The 24747-nt window shown below is 36.0% G+C and carries 22 protein-coding genes; 4 read left to right on the top strand and 18 right to left on the bottom strand.

The genetic code is table 11. The annotated features are described in order from the left end of the window. Positions 1-16: 16 nt before the first annotated feature. The 3 genes from nrdD (at position 17) to JZO69_RS08975 (ending at position 4117) form a co-directional block, all read left to right on the top strand. Positions 17-2209, top strand: coding sequence for an anaerobic ribonucleoside-triphosphate reductase (gene nrdD, locus JZO69_RS08985; RefSeq protein WP_207112547.1), 2193 nt, complete (start codon positions 17-19; stop codon positions 2207-2209). Positions 2210-2532: 323 nt separating this feature from the next. Continuing rightward, positions 2533-3135 carry an anaerobic ribonucleoside-triphosphate reductase activating protein gene (nrdG, locus tag JZO69_RS08980; protein WP_207112546.1) on the top strand — a complete coding sequence of 201 codons (603 nt, stop codon included), beginning with the start codon at positions 2533-2535 and terminating at the stop codon, positions 3133-3135. A 193-nt stretch (positions 3136-3328) separates the two neighbouring features. Continuing rightward, positions 3329-4117, top strand: coding sequence for an SDR family oxidoreductase (locus JZO69_RS08975; protein WP_207112545.1), 789 nt, complete (start codon positions 3329-3331; stop codon positions 4115-4117). A gap of 57 nt (positions 4118-4174) precedes the next feature. Here the strand turns inward: JZO69_RS08975 and JZO69_RS08970 are convergent, their stop codons facing one another. The 11 genes from JZO69_RS08970 to JZO69_RS08920 form a co-directional block, all read right to left on the bottom strand. Next, on the bottom strand, positions 4175-5593 hold the full coding sequence (locus JZO69_RS08970; protein WP_207112544.1) for a cryptochrome/photolyase family protein: 1419 nt from the start codon (positions 5591-5593) through the stop codon (positions 4175-4177). 89 nt (positions 5594-5682) lie between these two features. Next, a complete protein-coding gene (dinB, locus tag JZO69_RS08965; protein ID WP_207112543.1) occupies positions 5683-6831 on the bottom strand; it encodes a DNA polymerase IV in 1149 nt (382 codons plus the stop codon). A 210-nt stretch (positions 6832-7041) separates the two neighbouring features. Beyond that, on the bottom strand, positions 7042-7383 hold the full coding sequence (locus JZO69_RS08960) for a P-II family nitrogen regulator (protein WP_207112542.1): 342 nt from the start codon (positions 7381-7383) through the stop codon (positions 7042-7044). Positions 7384-7394: 11 nt separating this feature from the next. Next, complete coding sequence (locus JZO69_RS08955) at positions 7395-8612, bottom strand: ammonium transporter (protein ID WP_207112541.1); 1218 nt, start codon at positions 8610-8612, stop codon at positions 7395-7397. A gap of 260 nt (positions 8613-8872) precedes the next feature. Continuing rightward, on the bottom strand, positions 8873-9739 hold the full coding sequence (gene rsmI, locus JZO69_RS08950) for a 16S rRNA (cytidine(1402)-2'-O)-methyltransferase (RefSeq protein WP_207112540.1): 867 nt from the start codon (positions 9737-9739) through the stop codon (positions 8873-8875). A gap of 88 nt (positions 9740-9827) precedes the next feature. Further along, a complete protein-coding gene (locus JZO69_RS08945) occupies positions 9828-10175 on the bottom strand; it encodes a DNA replication initiation control protein YabA (protein ID WP_010773302.1) in 348 nt (115 codons plus the stop codon). Next, positions 10168-11007 carry a PSP1 domain-containing protein gene (locus JZO69_RS08940; protein ID WP_207112539.1) on the bottom strand — a complete coding sequence of 280 codons (840 nt, stop codon included), beginning with the start codon at positions 11005-11007 and terminating at the stop codon, positions 10168-10170. Before JZO69_RS08940 ends, JZO69_RS08945 begins: the two co-directional genes overlap by 8 nt. Positions 11008-11021: 14 nt before the next feature. Next, positions 11022-11972: a DNA polymerase III subunit delta' gene (gene holB / locus JZO69_RS08935; protein ID WP_207112538.1), complete on the bottom strand. Its 951-nt coding sequence runs from the start codon at positions 11970-11972 to the stop codon at positions 11022-11024. 1 nt (position 11973) lies between these two features. Beyond that, entirely contained in the window at positions 11974-12303 is a 330-nt protein-coding gene (locus tag JZO69_RS08930) for a cyclic-di-AMP receptor (RefSeq protein WP_069645446.1), read from the bottom strand. 14 nt (positions 12304-12317) lie between these two features. Then, positions 12318-12962 (bottom strand): dTMP kinase, encoded by a 645-nt coding sequence (gene tmk, locus JZO69_RS08925; RefSeq protein WP_207112537.1) that lies wholly within the window; start codon positions 12960-12962, stop codon positions 12318-12320. Between the two features lie 173 nt (positions 12963-13135). Then, on the bottom strand, positions 13136-14878 hold the full coding sequence (locus tag JZO69_RS08920; protein ID WP_207112536.1) for a SpaA isopeptide-forming pilin-related protein: 1743 nt from the start codon (positions 14876-14878) through the stop codon (positions 13136-13138). Positions 14879-15101: 223 nt separating this feature from the next. On the opposite strand from JZO69_RS08920, the gene JZO69_RS08915 reads away from it, so the two are divergent. After that, entirely contained in the window at positions 15102-15773 is a 672-nt protein-coding gene (locus JZO69_RS08915; protein ID WP_347401582.1) for an O-methyltransferase, read from the top strand. Between the two features lie 182 nt (positions 15774-15955). Here JZO69_RS08915 and JZO69_RS08910 read toward each other — a convergent pair whose 3' ends face one another. From JZO69_RS08910 to JZO69_RS08880, 7 genes are all read right to left on the bottom strand, one after another. Further along, entirely contained in the window at positions 15956-16528 is a 573-nt protein-coding gene (locus JZO69_RS08910) for a hypothetical protein (protein WP_207112534.1), read from the bottom strand. Between the two features lie 352 nt (positions 16529-16880). Further along, positions 16881-17477: a recombination mediator RecR gene (gene recR, locus JZO69_RS08905; RefSeq protein ID WP_010760516.1), complete on the bottom strand. Its 597-nt coding sequence runs from the start codon at positions 17475-17477 to the stop codon at positions 16881-16883. Between the two features lie 144 nt (positions 17478-17621). Further along, the gene (locus JZO69_RS08900) at positions 17622-21596 is read right to left on the bottom strand and encodes a pectate lyase-like adhesive domain-containing protein (protein WP_207112533.1); all 3975 of its coding nucleotides are present in this window, start codon (positions 21594-21596) and stop codon (positions 17622-17624) included. Positions 21597-21614: 18 nt separating this feature from the next. Beyond that, the gene (locus JZO69_RS08895; RefSeq protein ID WP_207112532.1) at positions 21615-22205 is read right to left on the bottom strand and encodes a hypothetical protein; all 591 of its coding nucleotides are present in this window, start codon (positions 22203-22205) and stop codon (positions 21615-21617) included. Next, positions 22202-22840, bottom strand: coding sequence for a hypothetical protein (locus JZO69_RS08890; RefSeq protein ID WP_207112531.1), 639 nt, complete (start codon positions 22838-22840; stop codon positions 22202-22204). Before JZO69_RS08890 ends, JZO69_RS08895 begins: the two co-directional genes overlap by 4 nt. Positions 22841-22846: 6 nt before the next feature. After that, positions 22847-23887, bottom strand: a complete 1041-nt coding sequence (gene pilM / locus JZO69_RS08885; protein WP_207112530.1) for a type IV pilus biogenesis protein PilM — start codon at positions 23885-23887, stop codon at positions 22847-22849. Between the two features lie 24 nt (positions 23888-23911). Further along, positions 23912-24706, bottom strand: coding sequence for a prepilin peptidase (locus JZO69_RS08880; RefSeq protein ID WP_207112529.1), 795 nt, complete (start codon positions 24704-24706; stop codon positions 23912-23914). Between the last annotated feature and the right edge of the window lie 41 nt (positions 24707-24747).

Here is a 24747-nt window from a genome sequence, read left to right as displayed (position 1 = left end):
AGGAGATGGGTAGCAAATGATAGAGATTAAGCACGCTAATAATGAAGTGAGTTCTACTGATTCAACCTTACACATGATGAAAATTGTTAAACGAGATGGTCGATTGGTTGATTTTGATGATCGAAAGATTTATGATGCTTTGATCAAAGCTGAACAAAAAATTCATGGTTCTTTGGACCCACTTGCCCATGAACGGATTCAAGATATTGTTGAAAGAATTAATCAGGAAATTTCAGATCGTTTCGCTGAAGATGTAAAGATTTATGAAATTCAAAATATTGTCGAACATATTTTATTGGCAAAAAATGAATATGAATTAGCCGAAGAATATATCAATTATCGGACTCGACGTGACTTTGAACGTAGTAAAGCAACCGATATTAATTTCACTATCAGTAAGTTGATCAATAAAGACCAAGCTGTTGTAAATGAAAACGCGAATAAAGACAGCGATGTTTTTAATACGCAACGTGACTTGACTGCTGGTATCGTTGGTAAATCGATTGGCTTAAAAATGCTGCCTCCTCATGTTGCAAACGCACACCAAAAAGGCGACATCCATTATCATGACTTAGATTATCATCCATACACACCAATGACCAATTGCTGTCTGATTGATTTTAAAGGAATGCTGAACAATGGCTTTAAAATCGGTAATGCCGAAGTTGAAGCACCAAAATCGATTCAAACAGCAACTGCCCAAATATCACAAATCATAGCTAATGTAGCTTCTAGTCAATATGGCGGCTGCTCTGCTGACCGTGTCGATGAATTATTAGCCCCTTTTGCCGAATTAAATTACCAAAAACATTTAAACGATGCAAAACAGTGGATCGAAGGTTCTGATCGTCAGGAAGCCTATGCCAAAAGTAAGTCAAAAAAAGATATTTATGATGCGATGCAAAGTTTAGAATATGAAATCAATACACTATTTACCTCTAATGGTCAAACACCGTTCACATCTTTAGGATTTGGTTTGGGCTTGAGCTGGTTTGAACGTGAAATCCAACGAGCGATTTTACAAATTAGAATCAATGGTTTAGGAAGCGAACATAGAACTGCAATCTTCCCTAAATTGATTTTTACGTTAAAACGAGGAGTAAACTTAAATGAAACAGATCCCAACTACGATGTAAAACAATTAGCATTAGAATGCGCTACAAAAAGGATGTATCCTGATGTTTTAAATTATGATAAGTTAGTTGATCTAACAGGAAGCTTTAAAGTACCGATGGGCTGCCGTTCTTTCTTACAAGGCTGGAAAGATGAACATGGAAAAAAAATCAATGTGGGCCGAATGAATTTAGGCGTGGTTACCTTGAATCTTCCACGAATTGCAATGGAAGCTCACGGTGATGTAAATAAATTCTGGACACTTCTAGCTGAGCGTTTAGAAACAATGAAAGATGCTTTGGTCTATCGAGTTGAACGTTGTAAAGAAGCAACACCTGCAAATGCACCGATTCTTTATATGTATGGTGCATTCGGCAAACGTTTATCTAGAACAGAGTCTGTTAATGAACTTTTCAAAAATAAACGTGCCACTGTTTCGTTAGGTTATATTGGTTTATACGAAGTTGCTTCTGCCTTTTACGGCGGCGATTGGGAAACAAATCCTGAAGCGAAAGACTTTACCATCGAAATTCTAAAAGATTTAAAAGCTCATGCAGATGCTTGGGGCAATCAATATGGTTATCACTTTAGCGTCTATTCAACTCCTAGTGAAAGTTTAACTGACCGCTTCTGCCGTTTAGATACTGAGAAATTTGGTGTAGTAGAAAACATCACCGATAAAGAATATTATACAAACAGTTTCCACTATGATGTTCGTAAAAATCCAACACCGTTTGAGAAACTAGATTTTGAAAAAGATTATCCACAATATTGTTCTGGCGGTTTTATTCACTATTGTGAATATCCTGTTTTACAACAAAATCCTAAAGCGTTGGAATCTGTTTGGGATTATGCATACGACCGTGTTGGGTATCTGGGAACAAATACACCAATCGACCATTGTTATGAATGCGACTTTGAAGGTGACTTCAATCCGACCGAACGTGGTTTTGAATGTCCACAATGTGGCAATCATGATCCAAAATCCTGCGATGTTGTGAAACGAACTTGCGGCTATCTAGGCAATCCCCAAGCTAGACCAATGGTTCACGGAAGACATAAAGAAATCTCTTCACGTGTAAAACATATGAAATAAAAAGCGGAATAAACCGTTTAGCTCTCGAATGATAAGAGAAAAGAATTATAGTGATGCTTTTCGTCACGAATTGTTAGCTCTTATCATTGAAAAAGTTGGTTTGTGTAGCTGGATTAGATAAAAAGCGGAACGAACCGGGTAACTCTGACAGAAAAATAGGAAATATTGATGGTGACGCTTTTCGTCACTAGCGATATTTATCTTTTTTCCGAAGAGTTGGTTCGTGTAGCTAGATTAGTTAAAAATGGAATCAATCAATTCCAAAAAAACGATGTCTCTGCAGTTTTTTGCTGGCATCGTTTTTATTGAAAGGATGACTAAAAATGAGAAATCCTAAACCACAAGAATGGTTAGCAGAAGAACTGAGCCAAAATTATATTGCTGATTATAAAGCATTTAACTTTGTCGATGGCGAAGGTGTTCGAAATAGTCTATATGTTAGCGGCTGTTTATTTGCTTGTGAAGGTTGTTTTAACCAAGCAGTCCAAAATTTTCGATACGGTAAACCATTTACAAAAGAACTAGAAAATAAAATTATCGAAGATTTATCTCATGATTATGTACAGGGACTGACTTTATTAGGCGGAGAACCCTTTTTAAATACAGAAGTTTGCTTAACCGTTGTCGACCGAGTTCATCAAGAATTCGGGCTAAAAAAAGATATCTGGTCGTGGTCTGGTTATACCTTTGAAGAACTCCTGCTAGAATCTGAGGATAAACTTGAACTATTAAATAAAATCGATATTTTAGTAGATGGACGTTTTGAATTATCAAAAAGAAATTTGAACCTTCAATTCAGAGGCAGCAGTAATCAACGGATCATAGACGTAAAAAAATCGTTGGCTACTGGACAAGCTGTTATTTGGGATAAATGTCATGATGCCGAGCAAGCTTATGAACAAATAAAAAAATCAAAATTGATTTAACTTTATATAAATAAAAATTTCAATATAATACTATTTTTTGAAGAGGTTGAGATGTGACTCGTAGAGTTATATCCAAACCTCTTCTTTTATCCAAATTATTGGCTCATCTTTTACATGTATATTACAATAAAAACTGAAATGATCCTCTATGATCTAAATAAAATCAATCGAGAATATGAAAGGATGAACCATCATGACTGCAACACATTCATTACCAACAAAAAAAGCAATTATCACAGGTGCCGCTTCTGGAATTGGGTATGCGACAGCAAAACTATTTATTGAAAAAGGATTTAAAGTAGGTCTAATCGATGCTGATTCACAAGGCTTAGAGGATATTTCTAAAGACTTTAAACAAACTGGCGCTGAATGTTATTATCGCAGTGTAGACGTGTCTGATGAAGTTCTTTTAAAAAAAGCCATTGATGAATTAACCAGCCGTTTACAGGGGTTAGATGTTTTGTTCAGCAATGCTGGAATAAATGGAACTTGGGCGCCAATTGAAACATTATCCACAGCAGAGTGGGATCAGACTATCAATACAAATCTGCGTAGCACATTCTTATGTACTAAATTTGCCATTCCTTATATGAAGGAAAGCGGAGGTTCAATCATTATTACTAGTTCAATCAACGGAACTAGAATTTTCAATAATTTTGGTGCATCAGCATACAGTGCTTCAAAAGCTGGACAAGTGGCTTTCACAAAAATGGCTGCTTTAGAGCTTGCTCGCTATAACATTCGTGTCAACGCAATCTGTCCTGGGGCTATCGATACTGCAATCAATGAAAAAACCACCTATTCTGATGAATTAAAAGAAATTGAAATCAAAGTAGAATTTCCAGAAGGTGATCGTCCATTGAAAAATGAAACAGGAACCAGTGAGCAAGTTGCTCAATCAGTTTTATTTTTAGCAACTGATGCATCAGCTAATATCTCTGGAACAGAACTTTATGTCGACGGAGCAGAATCTTTGCTTTAAAGCATACAAAAAAACAGGACGAAACTACTATTTTTAGTATTGTCCTGCTTTTTTATTTTATGAAGAAGCTGTTTTAAAAAATGCAAGAATCTCCGAACGAATTTTACTATGATCGACCATTGGCTTTGGATATTCTTTTCCAATCAAAACATCGATCGACTGTTGAAGATCTGCCGGCATCTTACTAGGCTCGTGAATATATTTATTGGGTACATCTTTTAATTCTGGAATAAATAGACGAATAAAATCACCCTGTGAATCAAATTTTTCAGCTTGTGACGTAGGATTGAATATTCGAAAATAAGGAACTGCATCTGTTCCAGTAGAAGCTGCCCATTGCCAGCCGCCAATATTACTTGCAGCATCATAATCGATCAATTTTTGTTGAAAGTATTTTTCTCCGAGCTGCCAATCAATCATTAGATCTTTCGTCAAAAATGAAGCTACGATCATTCGCAAACGGTTATGCATCCAACCAGTCTGATTGAGTTGTCTCATGCCAGCATCTACGATTGGAAAACCTGTCTGACCATTTTTCCAGCGCTCAAATGCTTCTTGATTATAACTCCAGTGCAGTTGTCTGTATTGCTCTTTGATTTCTTGTGTTTTCTGATTGGGATTCTCATAATAAATCATATTATAAAAATCTCGCCAGCAAAGTTCTGAAATGAATGTTTGCCGACCATCAGAATCCGGCTCAGCATTAAGGGCATACCAGACTTTGCGAATCGATAATTCCCCTGTCCTTAAAAATCTTGAAAGTTTACTTGTTTGATCTGAAAAAGGAAAATCTCGTACTTTTTGATAGTCATGTAAGTGATCTCTGATAAATTCTTTTAGATATTTCTCAGCTACCACTTCTCCACATTCATAATCGAATGGTAACTTTATTTTTTCAATGATCTGGTTAAACTGTTTTTCACCCTCAATAAATAATGGGTGAGTGAGTTTTGCAAACGATTGGCCACTCGTTTGTGTTCTTTCATAAGGTCGTTTGGGCATTGTTAGCCATTTTCTAAAATAAGGCGTAAATACTTTATAGCTTTCACCCGTTGGTTTTTTTATTTCTTTTACACCATGTAAATGACTATCTTGATAAGAATGTACCTGAATGTGATTGCGCTCAAAAAAAACAGTCATTTTTTGATCTCGTTCTCTACCAAAGCCACGTTCATCCACATTAAAATAGACTTTATTCCAATCTTGATACACTTTTTTTAATTCAGTAAAATTTTCTTCTAAGCTTCCATAAACAAAATGGATTGGAACGTTATTTGCTTCAGCATGCGTGTAAAAAGCATATAGACTGCTGAAAAAAGCATCGTGATTATAGCTATCTTCTATAAATTGCAAAGGATTTAATTGAAAAAGGCAGATCAGCTCATCGGCATCTTTGCTATTCTCTATCATCTTATTAAATGCTGTATTATCATCTAAACGGAGGTCTTTACGAAACCACATAATTATTTTGCTCATTGACTCTTCCCTTTCATATTCATGAATATGTAGATAATAGCATAGATACTAATTTATCACTAAAATTTAAAATTGCTGAATTTAATCCTCTACTTCTTCAACTCTTCGCTTGCTTCCTTCTTTGTTTTTTCCCATAACGGCAAAACCATATTCTCATAAGCCATTGGATCAAGATTCGTCAACGTGATCCCTAATAATCGAATCCCTTGTTCAAGTCCTAGGATTTCCTCCCAAATCAAGTTGGCTTGATAATATAATTCTTCTTTTTTAGAAATATATTCTGGAAGTGTCTGACGTTTTGTTACTGTTGTGTAATCTGCATAACGAACTTTTAAGACAACAGTTTTTCCATGCTTTTGGACCCTACCTAACGACTCTTCTACACGTTCTGCTAATTGTCTTAATTGAGCAGTTACTTGAGCTTCAGTTGTTAGCGGGGTACCATATGTATGTTCTTTACCTACTGATTTACGGTCTCTTGTGATATTTACTGGAGAATCGTGAATTCCACGAACCTTTCGATAAAGGGAATAACCCATTTTACCAAAATTACGGATTAGTTCCATCTCATCTTTTTTATATAGATCCTCGCCAGTAAAAATGCCTAAGTCATGCATTTTTGGGACGGTCTTTTTACCAACACCGTGAAATTTTTCAATCGGTAAAGCTTTTAAAAACGCTTCTGCTTCATCTGGTAAAACAACTGTCAGTCCTTTCGGTTTTTGAAAATCAGAGGCTAATTTGGCTATAAATTTGTTATAACTAACGCCAGCCGAACAAGTTAGATGCAATTCATTCCATATGTCATACTGTATCAGCTTAGCGATCTTGATTGCTGATTTGCTGTTGATTTTATTTGTTGTTACATCCAAGTATGCTTCATCGATTGAAACTGGTTCGATAATATCTGTATACCGATGAAAAATTTCTCTGATTTGCTGAGAAATTTCAGAATATTTTTCATAATTACCTGGCTTGAAAATGGCATCTGGGCATAATTCATAGGCCTTTTGAGCACTCATTGCAGAATGAATTCCAAATTTACGCGCTTCGTAATTTGCAGTAGTCACGACACCTTTACCACCTGTATCGCTAGGGTGACGCGCAATCACTAAGGGATGCCCGACTAGTTCAGGATGGTCACGCTCTTCCACAGAAGCAAAAAACGCATCCATATCGATATGAATGATCTTGCGTGAAGTATCCTTCTTCAAAGGAAAACGTAGCTCACTAATCATCCTTAACATCCTCCTTTAAATTGATGCAACGCACCATTCATTCAATTCTCAATCATTACTGGAACCACATATAACAACCAGTGATTCCCTTCGAGTTTCCATCATCTTTTATAAACATTATATACGAACGTTTGTTCATTTACAACTTATTTTACCTAAAGAAAAAGAAGCAGAACCATTTTTAGTTCCACTTCCTCTTCAATTAGAGCATCAAATCGCACCTATGCCACGTTCACCAGTTCTGATCCGAATTGCCTCTTCTACAGGATAAACAAATATCTTACCGTCTCCTACTTCTCCTGTCTGACATACAGCTAAAATCAGAGAAATAAGCTCCTCTACTTCTTCGTCCAAAATAACAAAGCTAACTTTGACTTTAGGCAATAATGTTGTGATGATTTCTTGCCCACGAACATATTCTTTTAACCCTTTTTGATTACCAAAACCTAATACTTGACTCACGGTCATCCCTAACGCTTCAAAATTATCGTCCATTTTTAACTTCAGCTCTTCTAATTTTTCTTGCTGAATAATCGCTTCTACTTTTTTCATCTATTTTCCTCCTAAGAATCTAGTCCCATAAATGTCGGATAGGCTGTTTCATCATGTTCGATTCGATCCATTCCTAGCGCCTCTTCTTTCGCTGAAACTCTGATTGGCATGAATAGTTGAATTCCTTTGATGATCAGAAAACTAGCTGCTCCAGCAAATACGATCGTAAAAGCAATACTAGCAATTTGTGCCACAAACAATTCGGTTCCACCATATAACAATCCTGTTTTTCCTCCAACTGTAGGATCTGCAAAAATACCAGTCATAACCCCACCAAAAATACCACCAACCCCATGACAACCAAATGCATCCAAAGCATCATCATATCCAAATTTATGTTTAACAAAGGAAATAAAATAATAACAAAACGGACTGACTAATATTCCAAGAACAAATGAGCTCCAAAGAGAAACAAAACCAGCTCCTGGCGTGATCGCAACTAATCCTACAACTGCACCTGTACAGGCACCAACCACTGTAGGTTTGCCAATCGCTAATTTTTCAATGAACATCCACGAAAGCATCCCGCTTGCAGCCGCCGTATTCGTCGTAAGCATTGCGTGGATCGCCAACCCGTCGGCTGCCAACGCAGATCCAGCATTAAATCCAAACCAGCCAAACCAAAGTAGACCAGCACCTAAAACGACAAACGGAATGTTATGTGGACGATACTCGGTTTGTCGATATTCGCGACGTTGCCCTAAAATAATCGCTAATACAAGACCTGAAATCCCAGAACTAATATGAACCACATTTCCCCCAGCAAAATCGATTGACCCAATTTTATCTAAAAACCCTCCGCCCCAAACCATATGAGCCATCGGATAATAAACGACGATCGACCAGACAGCGATGAATATAAAAATCGCTGAAAACCGCATCCGTCCAACAACGGCGCCTGTAATAATCGCAGTCGTAATCAATGCAAACATCATTTGAAAACCAGCAAACAATCCTTCTGGAATCTTATCACCTTTTGTCATTGATACCTGATTAAAAAAGAGCTTATCAAAGTTACCAACAAATTCATTTTTTCCACTAAAAGACATCGAATAACCTAACATAACCCAAAGAACAGACGCTAGTCCCATCACGCAAATCACCATCATCATTGTGTTGAGAATATTTTTTCTTCGTTCCAATCCACCGTAAAAAAATGCCAATGCTGGTGTCATCAAAAAGACCATTGCCGAGCAAATCATAATAAATGCAATATTTCCCGTTTCCATAACAAACCCCTCCAATTCAAAATTAAGCCAACCTTCATTTTAGCTTTGTCGGTTATTTTAGCATCGTTTTTTGAATTATCCTAGCAAAAATCCCTTGAACCAACAAAATAATTTCATTTTTCTGACAATTCACGTTATAAAAAATAACATCTATACCAATATAACGGTTTCATTCTATTCTATGGGTTCAATCGAGTAAACCGATTACCACAAAAAAATAAACTGATTTTTAAAATCAGCTTATTTTTAAACTATTCAGTTCAATCTACATGAAACTCTTTATAAACCTCTTGTTTTTTCAATCCGCGAAGCTTGGCAACTTCTTTGATTGCTTCTTTAGAAGAACTTCCGGTATTCATCAATACTTCGATATGCTCCTTGATCGAAAGTTCTAGATCGGCATTTTCAGTTACTTGTGATCCGTCAGCTCCCTCAACTAAAAGACAACATTCTCCCTTTAACGTATGCTCCGCCAAGTAATCTCTTAATTCAGCCAAAGTCCCGCGAAGATATTCTTCATGAAGTTTTGTCAATTCACGACAAATCACAGCTTTTCGCTCTTCACCAAAAACTTCTGAAAAATGTTTTACAGTAGTAGCAATTCGATGGGGTGATTCATAAAAAATTTGGGTTGGAATTGCTGTTTTCAACTTTTCTAAAACCTCAATTTGCTCTTTTTTCTTTCGAGGTAAGAAGCCATAAAATGTAAATGGCTGCGGCGTTAATCCTGAAGCTATCAGTGCCGTGATTCCAGCAGTCGGACCAGGTAACGCAACCACTTTAATGCCTGATTCAATACACGCTTCCACTAACTCATGACCTGGATCACTAATTGATGGCATCCCCGCATCGCTAACTTGAGCAATCATTTCACCAGCTTCTAAACGTTCTATAAACTGTGGAATCCGCTCCTTATAATTATGTTCATGAAAACTAATTTGAGGCGTTGCTATCTCAAAATGATTCAATAATTTTTGTGTATTACGGGTGTCTTCACTGGCAATAATCGTTGCTTCTTTCAAAATATTGATACAACGAAAACTCATATCTTCCAAGTTCCCGATTGGTGTAGGCACCAAATATAGTTGGCCTGTGCTAGATGAATCAAAACTTTTTTGTTTTTGCATAGCGACTCCTTCTCAACACTCTGATTGATAATTGTAAAAAGGCTGAGACAGATTTTGTCACAGCCTCTAAATTTGATTTGTTTAACATTTATTTGTATCGTTCACCATAAATAACATCTAAACAAAAAGCACATTCTTCATCATTTTCACGACGTGAACCATATAAAATATTGCAGACATGAAATCCTTCTTCATAAAGTTTTTCCAAATTCATTCGAGATTTAGATAGCTCTTGTTTCGCTGGGTCATTTGGATCACTAGCTAATTTAGTTAGTTCCTGTAAATGTTCCCGCAAACGTTGATTTTCGATTTCAAGTGTTGTATTTTTTTCAACTAACTCATGAAGTGCTTCTTTAATCTCTGATAATTGTCCCAAAGTTCCCTGTAAATCTGTTTCTAAAGAACTCAGACCATCATATAAAGAGCGTTTATCCATTGTGATCACCCTTTTCGGCTTGAGCTTTTTGCGTTGCTTCTTTGATTTCTTCATAATCATATTCCACAGCTATTTCACGTCCAACTAAACGGACTTTGATGATGCGACTCAATAAATTCAAACCGACTACTCGACCTTTTCCATCTGGTGTGATCACATCTTTGCCGTAATCAGGCAATTCTTTTTTCGCTGCTTCGTATTCATCATTTTCGTATTTCAAACAACACATCAAGCGCCCGCACAATCCTGAAATTTTTACTGGATTTAATGACAAGCCTTGATCTTTCGCCATTTTAATTGAAACTGGCATAAAGTCACCTAAAAATGTTGAACAGCACAATTGTCTACCACACGGTCCGATTCCACCTAAAAGCTTCGCTTCATCTCTAACACCGATTTGTCGTAATTCAATCCGCGTACGGAAAATCGCCGCCAAGTCTTTGACTAATTCACGAAAGTCAATACGGCCATCTGCTGTAAAATAAAAGATCATCTTACTACGATCAAATGTATATTCTACACGAATCAATTTCATTTCTAATTCATGCGCTCGAATTTTTTCTTTAGCTACACTTAGTGCCGCTCTTGCATCATCTACGTTCTTTTGTTCTTTTTCCAAATCAGTATCTGACGCTTTATTTAAAATGGGTTTTAAGTCCTCAGGTAAATCTTCTGGATCAATAGACTTTTTCGGTATCGCAACTGTGGCAAGCTGTTTAGACTGCTGTGATTCCACAAGGACTTTATCATTGTAAAAATACTCTGATTTTCCAGGAGCAAAATAATAGATATGACCTGCTTCACGGAAGCGAACTCCTACTACTTCTACCATTTTCATCCTCCTATTTATGTTTTAGGGTGAATCATTCGTATTACTAATTGCTCACAAACACTTTGAAAGCTAACATTGGCTTCCCACTTTTGTCTCGCTTTTAAAATCAGTTCAACTCGTTGTGCTTGTTGCTCTATCACACGTTTAAGTTGTTCTTTCGCTATACTTTCAGTGAGCTGTTTGCGGTAATAAGCAAGTAATAAATCAAAACTCAACGCTTGCTGATCTTTTTCTTTAAAGACCTTGATCATCTTTTTTTGAACATAAACAAAAGCTTGTAAATCATCTTTTATCATGTAATCAAACCACTGTTGAGTTATTTCCCTAGCTTCATTAAACCATTCATCTTGAGAGATTTCAACTGCTTTGTCAAAACTATTTGTCAACTCTGCTAAAAGACCAGCAGTATTTTTATTGATTCCTGATTCTACCAAAGCATGGACTAATTTTTCCTTAACTAAAGGTTGAAAATGAAGCACCTGACACCGTGATTGGATCGTTGGTAAAATTTTTGCAAGCGAAGTCGTCTCTAAAATCGCTAACACTTTGCCTTCTGGCTCTTCTAAAAACTTCAATAGACTGTTAGCAGCACCAATACTCATCTTATCAGCTTGCTCAATCAAAAAGACCTTTTGTGCTGTCTCCACTCCACTTTTGCTAAACTCTGCTTTCAATGAACGGATTTGATCGACTTTGATCGTTTGACCATCTGGTGCGACACGTAAGACATCTGGGTGTTCATTTTCATTGATCCGCAGACAATTATTACAATGATTGCAAGGATTGTTATCGGTCAGATTCGTACAGAAAACGTGCTTAGCCATCCATAAACCAAATTCTTTTTTACCAGTTCCTGTATCGCCTTCAAAAAGATAAGCATGGGCAAGACGACCATGCTCAAAACTTTTTTGAAGTTGCTGGTAAAGTAGCGGTTGCTGTTCATTTAAAACTTGTGCTTCATTCATCTTAATACTGATGGAATCCTTCTACAGGAAGAACAAACACTGTTGCGCCGCCTACCTCAACCTCGACAGGATAAGGAACTTGTCCATCCATCGTAATATCTAGTGTTACAGGAGTTGACACATATTGTTTACGAGATTGGCATGTTTTTTTGATCAATTCCAATGCTTCATCTACACGGTCATCGTCAATACCAACGATAAACGTACTGTTTCCAGCTTTTAAAAAGCCGCCTGTTGATGAAAGTTTTGTCGCACGAATATTAGCATCAATAAGTTCATTGGCTAAACGGTTACTATCTTTATCTTGGACAATCGCTAAAATAATTTTCATATTCGGTCACCTTCCTAGTTTCTAAAATATTCTGGATAACGTTTTACGATCGCTTGAAAGGTTGCTTCCACAACATCTTCCAAACTCATTCTGGCATCAATCTTGGTAATTCTTTCTGGGTTTTCTTCCACGAGTTTCAAATATTCGTGTCGAACTCTTTGATGAAATTCAAGTCCTTCTGAATCTAATCGGTCGATTTGTTGTTGACGATGGTTTTTGATACGATTCAGTCCTGTATCTGAATCTACATCCAAATAGATAGTAAAATCTGGAACAGTGCCTTCGATCGCAAATTCATTGATCGTCGCAATCGCTTCAACACCAATACGTCGGCCAGCGCCTTGATAAGCTAAAGAACTGTCTACAAAACGATCACACAAAACGATCTTTCCTTCTTCTAATGCAGGTAATACTTTCTCCATCAAATGCTGGCGTCTAGCTGCTGCGTAAAGCAAAGCTTCTGTCCGCTCATCCATTTCCTGATTCTTTGGATCTAAAATGATTTGACGAATTTTCTCAGCAATGGGAATACCGCCAGGTTCTCTTGTTTTGATAATACTTCTTTCTGCCGCCAGATCCAGCCTTGGATATAACTCATTCAATACACTTGTCTTTCCTGCGCCGTCTGGTCCTTCGATTGTTATAAAAATACCTTGCACTTTACTAATCCCCTTACTTACTTTGATTCCTTTTATCTATTATACTTTATCTGTCACAATCAGTCTAATTGAATTCCTTATTATTAACAAATTCCTGATGAATAAATAAAACTGGGATGAAAAGCCTAACAGACTTTACCCCAGTTTCAATGTTTTGATTATTTTTAGACTATTTAAACTTTTTTACTTCTGCTGAAAAGAATGATCGATCCCGCTCCTAAACAAAGACTACCAAATACAACTAAATAGTTTCTAGCATTTTCTCCTGCTTTTGGTAACTCTTTGTCTTTTGATTGCGTTGAACTATTTTTTTCTACATGACTTTCACTGTTGCTTACTTTCGATAACTCTGGTGTCATTTCTTTTCGATTTTCTACAACCACTTCCAAGGTCTCAACCTGTTCTGAATTAATTTCGAAGGGAATTGGTTTTTCATCTAGGATATAATCTTCTAACGCTTTCGTCTCAACAAACTGATAGTTTCCTGGTGCTAAGCCTTGAATGAGTAGTTCACCATTTTTATCTGTGATCAGCCCACTTTTCAGTGCCTTTCCGTCTTTATCTTGAAGTTCAAATACAACATCTGCCAAGGGTGATTTCGTTGCTTGATCGATCTTGATCAATCGAACTGAACCGAATGTTGGTTCAGCTTTATTAGTCACTTGTTTAAATGCAATTTTGTTTTGAAAATCGCTTGGGGAAATTTTTATTGGTGTTGCATCTAGTATAAACCCCGTAGGCGCTTTTGTTTCTATCAGTGTATAATCTTCCTGCAGCAAATTATTTATTTCACCTAAGCCCTGCTCGTTTGTGATGATTTGGCCGATACGTTCGTTCGTAGAATCCCTGAAAACATCAAATTGTGCGTCTGCCAAAACGCTGCCTTCTTCTGATACTTTCATTAATTGAATAGAAAATACTTCTCCTGTTCCCGAACCATTTCCATCAGAGTATTGTGTATTGACTTCCTTAGAGTCGATCGTCGTTTCATTACTTTCCAAGGTAGCAATATTGGAAAATTCTTCTTGATCTGTTGGTTGATGATCGATCGTTGTATCATAAGAGATAAGATAACCGATTCCTTTAGGCATGTTACCAAAATCCACTGTAAAACCATTTGGAAGATAATTGACTGTTACTTGACTAGTAATATCGGTTTTATTGATTGGATTATCAAATATTCCTTTGTCCCCATCTGGAAATTCTGCTGAAATCACTTTGATTGAGCCTGGAACTAATGTATAGTTATCTGTTTGAAACGTATCCGTAACTACAGCGTTAGGAAATTCTTGTCCGCTCGCATTCACTCGAACCTCCCAATAAAGCGTGCGGGAATCCGATGAAAACCAAGACCATTTATTGATGACTTCGTTAGGATCATCTGTTGCTTTTTCAACTTCGACTTCTGTGGAAACTTCGGTTGTTTTGTTGATGGGAAATACAAGCTTGATCGTGCCATATTCATCAATTATTTGTGTATCAAATCGACTTAAAAATTGCAGTGTACCTTTTACATTTGAATGAGTTTCTACAAAATCAGTATACGTCAGTAAAACTGTTTTTGTTTCCTTATCTGCAACCGCAGTAGCCACAACTGCACCATTTTCATCCAACACATCAAAGGTTAAACTATTCACTAAATCTAACTCCTCAGGCAACTCAATCAATGTTGTGTCCCCTTTTTGGGCGCTTCCATTTGGAATACTCCAATACATATGGACTTGGATAATGTCCCAAGATTTAAATGAGGTCTGATCTTCCCCTTTTTCATTGGTGATTTTTACACTTTGGATTGTATCATTAAGTTCTTTTGCTTCAGTTGTCATTTTAAATAGCTTCATTGAGCCAAACACGATCCCGATGAAAGCAAAACTTAAAACTAGTAATTTAATGAACTTATAAAATTTCCCCTGCATTTTCCCCACTCCTGCTATAAATTGATTTTTAGATGAACTTCTTCAAAAAGAATTCTACCTATTTTACTTGATTAATTATATAATATTTTTCCCAAATTAATGTCTTTATTTTTTCAAAAAACATTATTTTCAAAACACTTTATTTAATTAAATGCAAATAGATATTATTTACAGCCCTACAAGAGGTATAATTATTTTAGAAAGACAAATAAAAAAACTAGGAGTGAGTTATTTGGACAAATTATTTGCATCAGTTGATGAGTATTTCATTGAAAAATTAGTGGAAAAAGACCCCATTTTTGATCAAATTCTTGCTAATAACCAAAAATACCAATTACCTCCACATGATGTGTCACCTTCTCAAGGAAAATTTCTATACCTTCTTTCAAAAATCAAGGGAGCTAAACGCATTTTAGAAATCGGTACACTTGGTGGCTATAGTACACTTTGGTTTGCTAAAGCAGTAGATGATGACGGACAAGTTGTCTCTCTTGAATATGATAAAAAACATGCCGAAGTCGCTAAAGAAAATTTGAACATTGCGGGAGTTTCAGATAAAACGACTATTTTAGTAGGTGCCGCTTCCGATAGTTTAGAAAAAATGGTACAAGCCCAAACGGCACCTTTTGATTTGATATTTATCGATGCTGACAAAGAAAATAACTCCGTTTACTTAAATTACGCATTGCAACTTTCGACACCTGGAACGATCATTATTGGGGACAATGTTGTTCGTGACGGTGACGTTCTTGATTCAGCTAGCTCTGATGGCAGAGTTTTGGGTGTACGTTCATTTGTTAATGATCTAGCCATTTCTCAAACTTTAACTTCAACTGCGATTGAAACGGTTGGCATTAAAGGCTATGACGGTTTTACGATCAGTATTGTTGAATAAAAAACGGTAGAAACAGCCTCTCAGAAATAGTTTGAAATCCATAAAAATTTGAAAAACACCGAGACCGTGTAGCGAGCATTCAATTTCTGCTCGCTTCGTCCTCAGTGTTTCTGTCAATTTTTGTGGATTCCTTCTTATTTACTGTTACACATTCAGTACACTCATTTGCGAACAGTGTGGAACTATTTAGCTTCTACTAAAGTAAAATTAGTTGATCGTGCAGCTATGTCATCACTAGCGATGCTCTTACCATACACCCAGCCTTTACCTGAATTTACATAGAATTCAAAGAATCTTGGTGAAAGATGCCCACCAATGCCTACTGAATTATCCTTAGAGTTACCATATACTTCTTCTGTACAGACTTTATAATCTGATAACCAGACTCCTTTACTACTAACTCCATCAAATTTATGATGCCAGTAATTATATCCCCCCCAAGATGACTGAGTTGATTTAATCGCTACTTTGTCTCCTAAATTGATCACACCATCTCTGTTCTCACTGTTTTCAAAAACAATTGGCGTACCTAAAGAGTCTTTATCATGAGCAAATATAACGTAATCCCAACTTGCATAAGGCTCATAAGTGACTCCTCCTTTACCTGTGGTACGATCAAGTAAATAATACGGAGTGTTGTATTTTACTCGTTCTCCAGTATTCGTCACAGCATGTGTATCAGCTGCAAGAGAATTACTCGGGAATAACCCAATTCCCATAGCACATAGAATAGTTCCCATCAATAATTTTTTCACTGTAAATCACTCTCCTAAAATTTTTTTATCTAATAGTTTTTTTCAAAACTACTAAATCATAAGCAGTTAGTACTTAAAAAAATTTTAACTAGGAATTTATTTTACTTGCAAAGCTATATTCTAAACACTTAATAAATTAATACTTTCACAAAGTTAATTTTCTTGTTATCCACACTGTACCTTAAGATAATCAATAAGGCTATTTGCTTTTTGTTATATCAAAATAACTAAAATATAATGACAAATAGTAGATTTTTTATAAAGTGACTTTTAAACGAAAAAACTGAGGCTAGGATATAAACTCTACGAGTCAAATCCCAACCTCAGTCAAAAAAATTTTTATTCTAATACTTTATAGCTCTCGACGGCCTTCTACGGCTTTTAACAAAGTCACTTCATCTGCATACTCTATATCACTGCCGACAGACAAGCCGTGGGCTAATCGGGTCACTGTAATCCCAGCTGGTTTGATCAAACGAGAAAGGTACATCGCAGTCGCTTCGCCTTCTGTCGTCGCATTAGTAGCAATAATGACTTCTTTGACTTCATCATCATGCAGGCGTTGAATCAATGACGCAATGTTGATATCTTCAGGTCCAGTTCCTTCCATCGGTGATAAGACACCATGAAGCACATGATACAAGCCATGATATTCACGCATTTTTTCCATGGCCATAACATCTTTCGGTTCTTCTACAACTAAAATAATGCTGCGGTCTCTCGTTGTATCTTGGCAGATTTCACAAGGATCTTCTTCTGTAATATTCCCACAGATACTACAAAAATGTAGATCACGTTTCACACTGATCAATGCTTTAGCAAAAGCATTGACATCTTCTTCTTTCATATCAAGTGTATAAAAAGCCAAACGTACGGCCGTTTTTTGACCAATACCTGGTAATTTCATGTAACTTTCGACTAATTTTGCGATTGGTTCTGGATAGTGCATTATTTTCAAATCCTTTCAAATCAGCTAATTGTAGCTAATCTCAAACTTCTTCTTTATGGTAAGACTATTGCTCATTATACCATTTTTTATGCGAAAGTTTGTAGGATAATGATTTTTTGTTAGCATTATTAGCGAGGCTAATTCTTATTCTGAATCCAGTGCATCATTTACATCTTTGTTCCATTTCTTTTTATTCCACGTTGTGACACCTTTAAGTAATTTACTAGTATTTTGAGGTTCTGGGTAATAGTATTCTGCTGTAATATTTCGACGATGCTGATCGATCGGTATATCTAGTACGATCGATTTCTCAGCGGTTGATAGTTCCTGTAAGCCCGATGCTTTATCAAAAGTTTTATAGTCATCTCCATCGATTTTAACAACAATTTTCGTCACATTTCTATAGTAAGCTGTTAAACGTTTATTGATCACGGATAACCTCACATACGCTTTGCCATCTTCTATGACTGATTCAGGTTCATCTGTTGCTATTTTTTTAGGCATCGGACTTGTCATCGTGGCCTCGGCTGTCAATGTTTTTTGATTGTCCAGGATAAAATCGCCTGGAATAAATGGCTCTTCTTTTGGTGATTTCCCTTCTGCTTTTACAATTAAACTAAATTCTGGTGAACCTTCTGGAATGTCCGTCACTTTAGCAGAAAAGTTGAAGGTTATTACATCATCCTTTGTTAAATTATCTACATTTGCTGACAAGATTCTTGATGTCTGATCATAATTTCCAGCAATTTTTTTCCCGTTCTTCTCAAAAAAGAAAGCCAAACTACTTGATACATCATCATCCAAGTCAGTAGGAATTTCCGCTTTGAAAACAACATTTCTTATAATTTTTTTAGATGCGGAGGGATTATTGTTCGCACTTCTTATTTCTCCAGAATAAGTCAATAAGCTTCCAACTCTAGTGATATCCACCTCTTTATTGGTTGCAGGGTCTTTTTCTTTAGTACTTGATTCGACCTTCAAGTTTTCCAAAATCACCCCTTCCGGCATTATATCTTCTACAGAAATCATTTTAGCAGGCTTAAAGCGGTCATCTTTTTGGCCTGTTTTTATTGCGTCATGATAGCCTTTAAAATTTCCATAATTAATACTTGAAGGCATAACATTACCATTAATTCCGTTAGGCTCTTTATTATACGTACTTAATTGAGCTTTATCCTTTACATTGTCAAGTTCACTACGATCTTTAGCAAAAATTTCGATTTTTTCATTAGGTGCTAGATATCTTGGTAAATTAATTGTCCAATTCGCTTTAGAATCCGTGGTACTTTTCCCCTTGCTTGTTACTTCTGTCAATGTACCCTCTAGAAATTGGTTGTTTACTTTAGCAAAGATATAAACTTTATCCATCAATTGATTATCGTGTTGTTTGTCATATAAGTTGATCGTACCTTTGATTTGTTTGGTTGCGTTAGTGATTGTGTTTGCTTTTCCAGAAATTGTATCTTTTGTTATCGTCAACTCCATTGGTGGTGTAACATCTAGAGTCGTTACTGGCTTGACAAGAATACTTTGTTCTTCTAAATCATTTCGATCTCTTCTTCGAGTCGCACTGATTACTTCTATTTTATCACCAGTTTTAAGAAAATCATCTAGTTCAAGAACAAACATTCCGCCTCGTGGCTCCGTTTCGTCCCATTGCTTGACTCCGGGAAGATTTTTTGGCCCCTTATATCCTTTTGTTGGGACTTCTTTTTCCATAAATATTTTCTTATTTCTCGTAATTTTGACTTTTACCCAAGCTTCATTTTCCCAAGCATCTCGAATTTCATCTCCGTAACCGATTTTCACACTAACATGTCCATAGATTTTTTTATCTGCATTCGTTGGGATTCTCAATTCATCTACTATTGGACTAGAGCCATTTCCACTCATACGAGAATAATTATTCGCCCCTTTATATGTAGTTCGATTAAACTCATTAGGATAATCTGTATTTATGATACTCTCAAAATGTTTTCCTTTAACAGTATAAGAAATCGGTGCCCAATAAGCGTCCGGATCTTGGTCTAAATTAAGCCCGTTTTTGATCTCCCAAACAGAAAGATATGATTTTTTTGCTTTAAACACACCGTTGTTAGAACCGTTTGAGAATACTTGTCCCCCATTTTGGCGATTGTTTCTGATATCATAAAAACGTGGTTGATCTAATTCAAAATCGGCTTGCCCTGCTGATTGAATTACGCCACTATTTTGAGAATTTGTTTGTCCTTCTGCTCTAAATACAGTATCTTTTCCTACTAAAAATCTAAGACTACCATTTTGTGTCCATAATGCAGGTCCCAACGCCGCATTAATATAAACTTCACTTTCCTTACCTTCAAGAGAAAAGATTGATGTTTTGCCAGAGCCGTCTATTGGAAATTGAATACCTTGCTTTCCACCAGTATCTGAACCATTGACTGGTTTTCCATTAGTAGATTTATCTGCTTGATTATTTATTTGAAGATCTCCACCGCTTTTTACAAAAAACTGATTTTTTTGACCGTATAAGCGAACACCTGATGCTGAGCCATTTTTCTTGGTTATTGAAACTTTTCCTTTATTAGTGATAAGAAAATTTTGGCCCCCAACTAATCGAAAACGAAGCACCGCACCAATGTTGTTACTTTCTCCTTCAGAAGTCAAATTTAGTTCAGAGCCTTTTCCATCAACGTAAAAATTACCGTCTGTAACTTGATTGATCATTGCTGGTTGTGCTCGTTGCTTATTATTAGTTTGACCTAAACTATGAATATTAAGCTTTGCGCCACTCGTTACTTTTGTTATTGATTTAGTTGCTTCAGAGCTGTTATTAGATGATCCACATAAAGAGACTGTTGCACCATAATAATCTATTAGCGATCCGTTAGAGGTCGCATTAAGCACTGTGCCTTCATCTCTCGCTTCAAAATGAACTTTATTTACATAATTTTGGCTGTTTGCATAAATAGCTTGTGCTTCTCTACTGTGCAGTTTAAGAGTTGATCCTTTTTCAATCACAAAAACTGTGTTGATTCTATTTCCTGGATGCATTCTAATAACTGATGACTTACCTTCGATATTTATCTTAGCCTGTTCAGTGATCAAAATTTCCTTGGCATTTACAATATCTTGCCCTGTAGTACCTGAACTCCATTGTATTTGACCTTTCATAACTAAATAAGATTTTGATGCATCGATAAAGGTTCCCGCACTACTTGAGTAACTATTTTGAACATTCTCTGTTAAAATTGTCCAGCCATCTTGTGTGCTGCGTATCAGTCCACTGGTATTGTTACTATTAACTTTCATATTCTTTACAACAAAATATCGTTTAGCGGATCCTAAATGAAATGTGCGAGTATTTCCTGTACCAGTAGTATAAGTATAATTCTTTCCATCAATCAATAATGAACGATTAATTTCTGGCAATGCAGTAGTTCCAGAAATATTGGCACCAAATTCAATATGATCGGTCGATGTATCTTTAAGTGCCGCAATCAATTGCTGGTATGTCGTAACGACTTTTTTAGTGGAAGAGGGAGCAAAGTCTTGAATTTGTATGACTGAAGGCGAACTAAACATCTCATAACTATTGGTTGAAGCATATGAGCCTGCTGTTGCATACATATTTGGCTTAGCCGTCAATGAAGCTGTTTCCTTTTTTTCTTTAGGTGTTGTGTAATTTATATCCACTGATTTGATTTTGCGTTTTTGTCGATAAATTTCAATTTTATCTTTGCTGTCTCGAACAATCGGCAGTGGAATTTTTATGGTTGTTTTTTTGTCTGATTGTTTGATTTTGATCATTACCCCATCACCCTCTGGTACTTCTGTCGTTAAAATTTCCATACCATCTACTTTTACTGCTTCCAATGTTTCTGGGGTAATCAATTGTTTTTCCTTTGATTTTATCGTAATGGTTTCTTCTTTAGGATTATTTACTGCAAGTTCGATAACCATTCCAATTTTTTCTTTCATCTCTGGATGAATGTACTCTTCAACGTTTAAATTGTACTTATTTTTCCCAAAATCATGAAAAAAATAATAGCCTTGATAACTTAAAAAAACCATACACAAAATGAAGAATAGACTTCCTATTCCAAAACCAATTCTTTTAGTCACGCTTTTTTTCTTCATCACTTTCTCCTCCTTCCTTTATTCTTTTGATTCCTCTTTGACATTTAAATAATACATATTAAACAACAAGGTAATATCAAATGTGGTAGCACTTCCCTCTTCTGAGGAACTTTTATAGCTAAAATCAGTTACTTTAATAAAACGCTGATCATTTTCTAACGTATGGATAAAATCAACAAATTCTTTTTTCCCTGATGCACTAAATTCTAAAACGATTTTACTTGAATAGACTTTCTTTGTCTGATCACTTGGAGATGAAAACAGTAACGTATCTTCAGCCGTGATTTGTTTTAATATGATTCTATTTTTTGCTACTTTTTGTTCTAATCCTGTCAGGTATTCTTGAATTTGAATTCCTTTGGAAAATCGAGGTAGTTCGTTAACGATCGTCGAATCAAGTAGGTTTTGCTTGCCTTCCAACGATTTTCTAGATTGATGCAACGCGGTTACTTCGCTTTCTGTTTTTACGATTTCTTGTTTGATTTTTCCTATCTCTTCTTGCTTGGGTGCAATACCCGTATACCAACCTAAAACAATCAGAAGAAGAGAAAGAAAAAAGAATACTATAAACATGACAACATGCTTTTTGGTAAAGATGACCGTCTTCATTTATTTTCTCCTCCTCTATCGATTGAAGGTACTTTTTCTTTCAGCATTTGTAGTTGAATGACTGATTCAAATTTATCACCAGAATCTTCTTCAAGTGAGGAAGATAAAAAGGTTGCTTGATTCACCCAATCGATTTGGCTTAGTGCTTCTGTTAAGGCACCAATATTGGATAACTTTGGTCCCTTAATCGTTAAATCAAATTGAATCAACTCTTGCCCATCTTCTGTTTTTAACACTTCTTGAAGAGAAGCTGCAGCGGCTTCATCTCCTGTTGCTTCAAGTAAAGGAATAACAATTTGGTAAGATTCTATGGTTTGTTTATATTTTATGACTACTTCATCTAAACTTTTCGCCATATCAGCAAACAGAACTTGTTTGCCTTTTAGCTCTGTCAAATATTGTTGAACTTCTTCAGACTGTTCTTTTTTTAGGCTTGAAATCTGAGCTGTTAATTGTGCCTGCTCTATTTTTTTTGTTTGTACAGATTGTTCTAATTTTGTTGCTTCTTGCTGTGTCACTAGATACATCGTTGCAAGGCCTGCAGCACCAACTCCAGTTAACACAAGAAAAAGGATAATCAAAAAAAGTGAAGCTTGATTTTTATAAAATTTATCCGGCAATAAATTAATATTCATATGTGCTTACACTCCTTTCATGGCAAGTCCTGCTGCTAATAGGTATTTTGAAGGAATTGCATAGCGTTTTTCTGTATTGACTGCAACCACAGGAATATCGATTCTCGTTTCCATAGATTTAACAACCTGTTTAAAAAGTAAAGGATGCTCTCCTACCAGATAAATTTTGCTGATTTTTTTCCCGACGGCTAATGTATTGCTATAGTAGTAAAGAATATTTTTGGTCACATCTGCTAAATCAGATAACGCGTCATCTTCTTTGTCTTTATGAAATTCTGCCTTGTATTCTCCATTATCGTCTTCTATATATTTCCAATTGGCCACATTGTATTCTTCGTATTGGCTGTATATTGGAATATGATTTTCAAATATGGTAAAGGTTGCAACACCACAATCTACCTCAATCAATAACAAAACCTCTGACCACTTGATATTTCGGCTGATCGCGCGCGTGTATGCTAAAGAATTCAGATCCACTGCACTAGGAATCCCGCTGGCTTGCTGGATACCGTCACCTAAGCTGATCAGTGTTGGTTCAGAGGTTGCGACAAAGTATATTTCGCCATCCACAACCATACGATCGCGCCTCGTTGCTTTTACTTTTTGTTTTGCAGCTTTTTTTTGTACTTTCTTTTTCTGACGTGCTTTTTGTTTTTCAAATACTAGTAAGTCAAATGTTGGTTGCTCAAACGGAACAGAAATAGATTCTCCCAATTCCAAAAATAAATATTTTTTGACTTCTTTATCATTTCGCATCCCATTTTCTGGAATACTTCTAATCAGCAACTCATGATTACACGCTGAAAAAATCACATGTGGATTTTTGATTTTATGTTCTTTAAATAATTGCTTGATTCCTTCCAGCAGCATTTGTTTATTCACCAGTTTTCCATTTTTAAAAATACTGGATTTTAAAACAATTTCTCCTTTTTTGTGGATAACCAACGGATTAGTACTTTTTAAGATTACAAAACGGATCACATTTTTTTTAATATCCAAACCAACGACTGTTTTTAATCCTTTTTTTAAAATGATCGTCTCCTCCATTTCTGCCTCATTTATATAGATTTTTTAACCAAAGAATAGTGAAAACGCATAATTCAACTGCCCCGTCGCATAACAGTATACAAGCCAACTGCCTAGTGCGATGAAGGGACCAAAAGGAATGTGCTTTCTTAATTTTTTCTTGATAATCATCTCACTAATGCTGTAAACTAACGCTAAAACACTCGCTAAAACCAGTGTGATCAATATGTAGATAGGTCCTAAAAATAGGCCTAACACAGCGAATAATTTTATATCGCCGCCAGCCATGCCGCCTTTACTTAAAAGAGCTAGCAGAAAAAGAACACCAAAACCAACAGCAAAACCTAATGGTGCAAACCACCATGGGTTTAATTGCTGAACAGTAAATCGCTCAATGATTGCTAAAATGAAAAATGGCATCAACACCTTATTGGGAATTTTTTGTGCCGTGATATCCGTTACGGTAATAATTAGTAATAATGATAATAGCGTCCATGCAACTAAGGTTTCATTGCTCGTTTTTAATAGAAATGCAGACGATGTAAATAAGATACCGGATAAACATTCAAAACCTATGTAAACAATACCGATTTTCTTATTACAGTTGCGGCATTTTCCTTTTAAAAGAATATAAGAAAATACGGGAATCAATTCCCAGAAAGCTAAAGTGTGATCACAGTTTTCACAGTGAGAACATTTCTTTACGATATCCTCTCCTCGAGGAATTCGTTGACCGATTAATAGAAAAAAAGAACCTAGACACGTTCCTAGGATGAATATGACTATGTAGAAAAATAGGTATTCGTATGTGGAAGGTGTGGATAAAAAGCTATTTTCCATTTATAATTCACTCCTTTAATGAAATTTAAACTAGAAATCAT

Source organism: Candidatus Enterococcus ikei (assembly GCF_017316105.1).
Lineage (GTDB): Bacteria > Bacillota > Bacilli > Lactobacillales > Enterococcaceae > Enterococcus_L > Enterococcus_L ikei.
This window is presented reverse-complemented; position numbering and strand designations above follow the sequence as displayed.

Excerpts from the sequence above, each read along its gene's own strand:
- nrdD (WP_207112547.1), top strand. The coding sequence starts at position 17 with ATGATAGAGATTAAGCACGCTAATAATGAAGTGAGTTCTACTGATTCA.
- nrdG (WP_207112546.1), top strand. The coding sequence starts at position 2,533 with ATGAGAAATCCTAAACCACAAGAATGGTTAGCAGAAGAACTGAGCCAA.
- JZO69_RS08975 (WP_207112545.1), top strand. The coding sequence starts at position 3,329 with ATGACTGCAACACATTCATTACCAACAAAAAAAGCAATTATCACAGGT.
- JZO69_RS08970 (WP_207112544.1), bottom strand. The coding sequence starts at position 5,593 with ATGAGCAAAATAATTATGTGGTTTCGTAAAGACCTCCGTTTAGATGAT.
- dinB (WP_207112543.1), bottom strand. The coding sequence starts at position 6,831 with ATGATTAGTGAGCTACGTTTTCCTTTGAAGAAGGATACTTCACGCAAG.
- JZO69_RS08960 (WP_207112542.1), bottom strand. The coding sequence starts at position 7,383 with ATGAAAAAAGTAGAAGCGATTATTCAGCAAGAAAAATTAGAAGAGCTG.
- JZO69_RS08955 (WP_207112541.1), bottom strand. The coding sequence starts at position 8,612 with ATGGAAACGGGAAATATTGCATTTATTATGATTTGCTCGGCAATGGTC.
- rsmI (WP_207112540.1), bottom strand. The coding sequence starts at position 9,739 with ATGCAAAAACAAAAAAGTTTTGATTCATCTAGCACAGGCCAACTATAT.
- JZO69_RS08945 (WP_010773302.1), bottom strand. The coding sequence starts at position 10,175 with ATGGATAAACGCTCTTTATATGATGGTCTGAGTTCTTTAGAAACAGAT.
- JZO69_RS08940 (WP_207112539.1), bottom strand. The coding sequence starts at position 11,007 with ATGGTAGAAGTAGTAGGAGTTCGCTTCCGTGAAGCAGGTCATATCTAT.
- holB (WP_207112538.1), bottom strand. The coding sequence starts at position 11,972 with ATGAATGAAGCACAAGTTTTAAATGAACAGCAACCGCTACTTTACCAG.
- JZO69_RS08930 (WP_069645446.1), bottom strand. The coding sequence starts at position 12,303 with ATGAAAATTATTTTAGCGATTGTCCAAGATAAAGATAGTAACCGTTTA.
- JZO69_RS08920 (WP_207112536.1), bottom strand. The coding sequence starts at position 14,878 with ATGCAGGGGAAATTTTATAAGTTCATTAAATTACTAGTTTTAAGTTTT.
- recR (WP_010760516.1), bottom strand. The coding sequence starts at position 17,477 with ATGCACTATCCAGAACCAATCGCAAAATTAGTCGAAAGTTACATGAAA.
- JZO69_RS08900 (WP_207112533.1), bottom strand. The coding sequence starts at position 21,596 with ATGAAGAAAAAAAGCGTGACTAAAAGAATTGGTTTTGGAATAGGAAGT.
- JZO69_RS08895 (WP_207112532.1), bottom strand. The coding sequence starts at position 22,205 with ATGAAGACGGTCATCTTTACCAAAAAGCATGTTGTCATGTTTATAGTA.
- JZO69_RS08890 (WP_207112531.1), bottom strand. The coding sequence starts at position 22,840 with ATGAATATTAATTTATTGCCGGATAAATTTTATAAAAATCAAGCTTCA.
- pilM (WP_207112530.1), bottom strand. The coding sequence starts at position 23,887 with ATGGAGGAGACGATCATTTTAAAAAAAGGATTAAAAACAGTCGTTGGT.
- JZO69_RS08880 (WP_207112529.1), bottom strand. The coding sequence starts at position 24,706 with ATGGAAAATAGCTTTTTATCCACACCTTCCACATACGAATACCTATTT.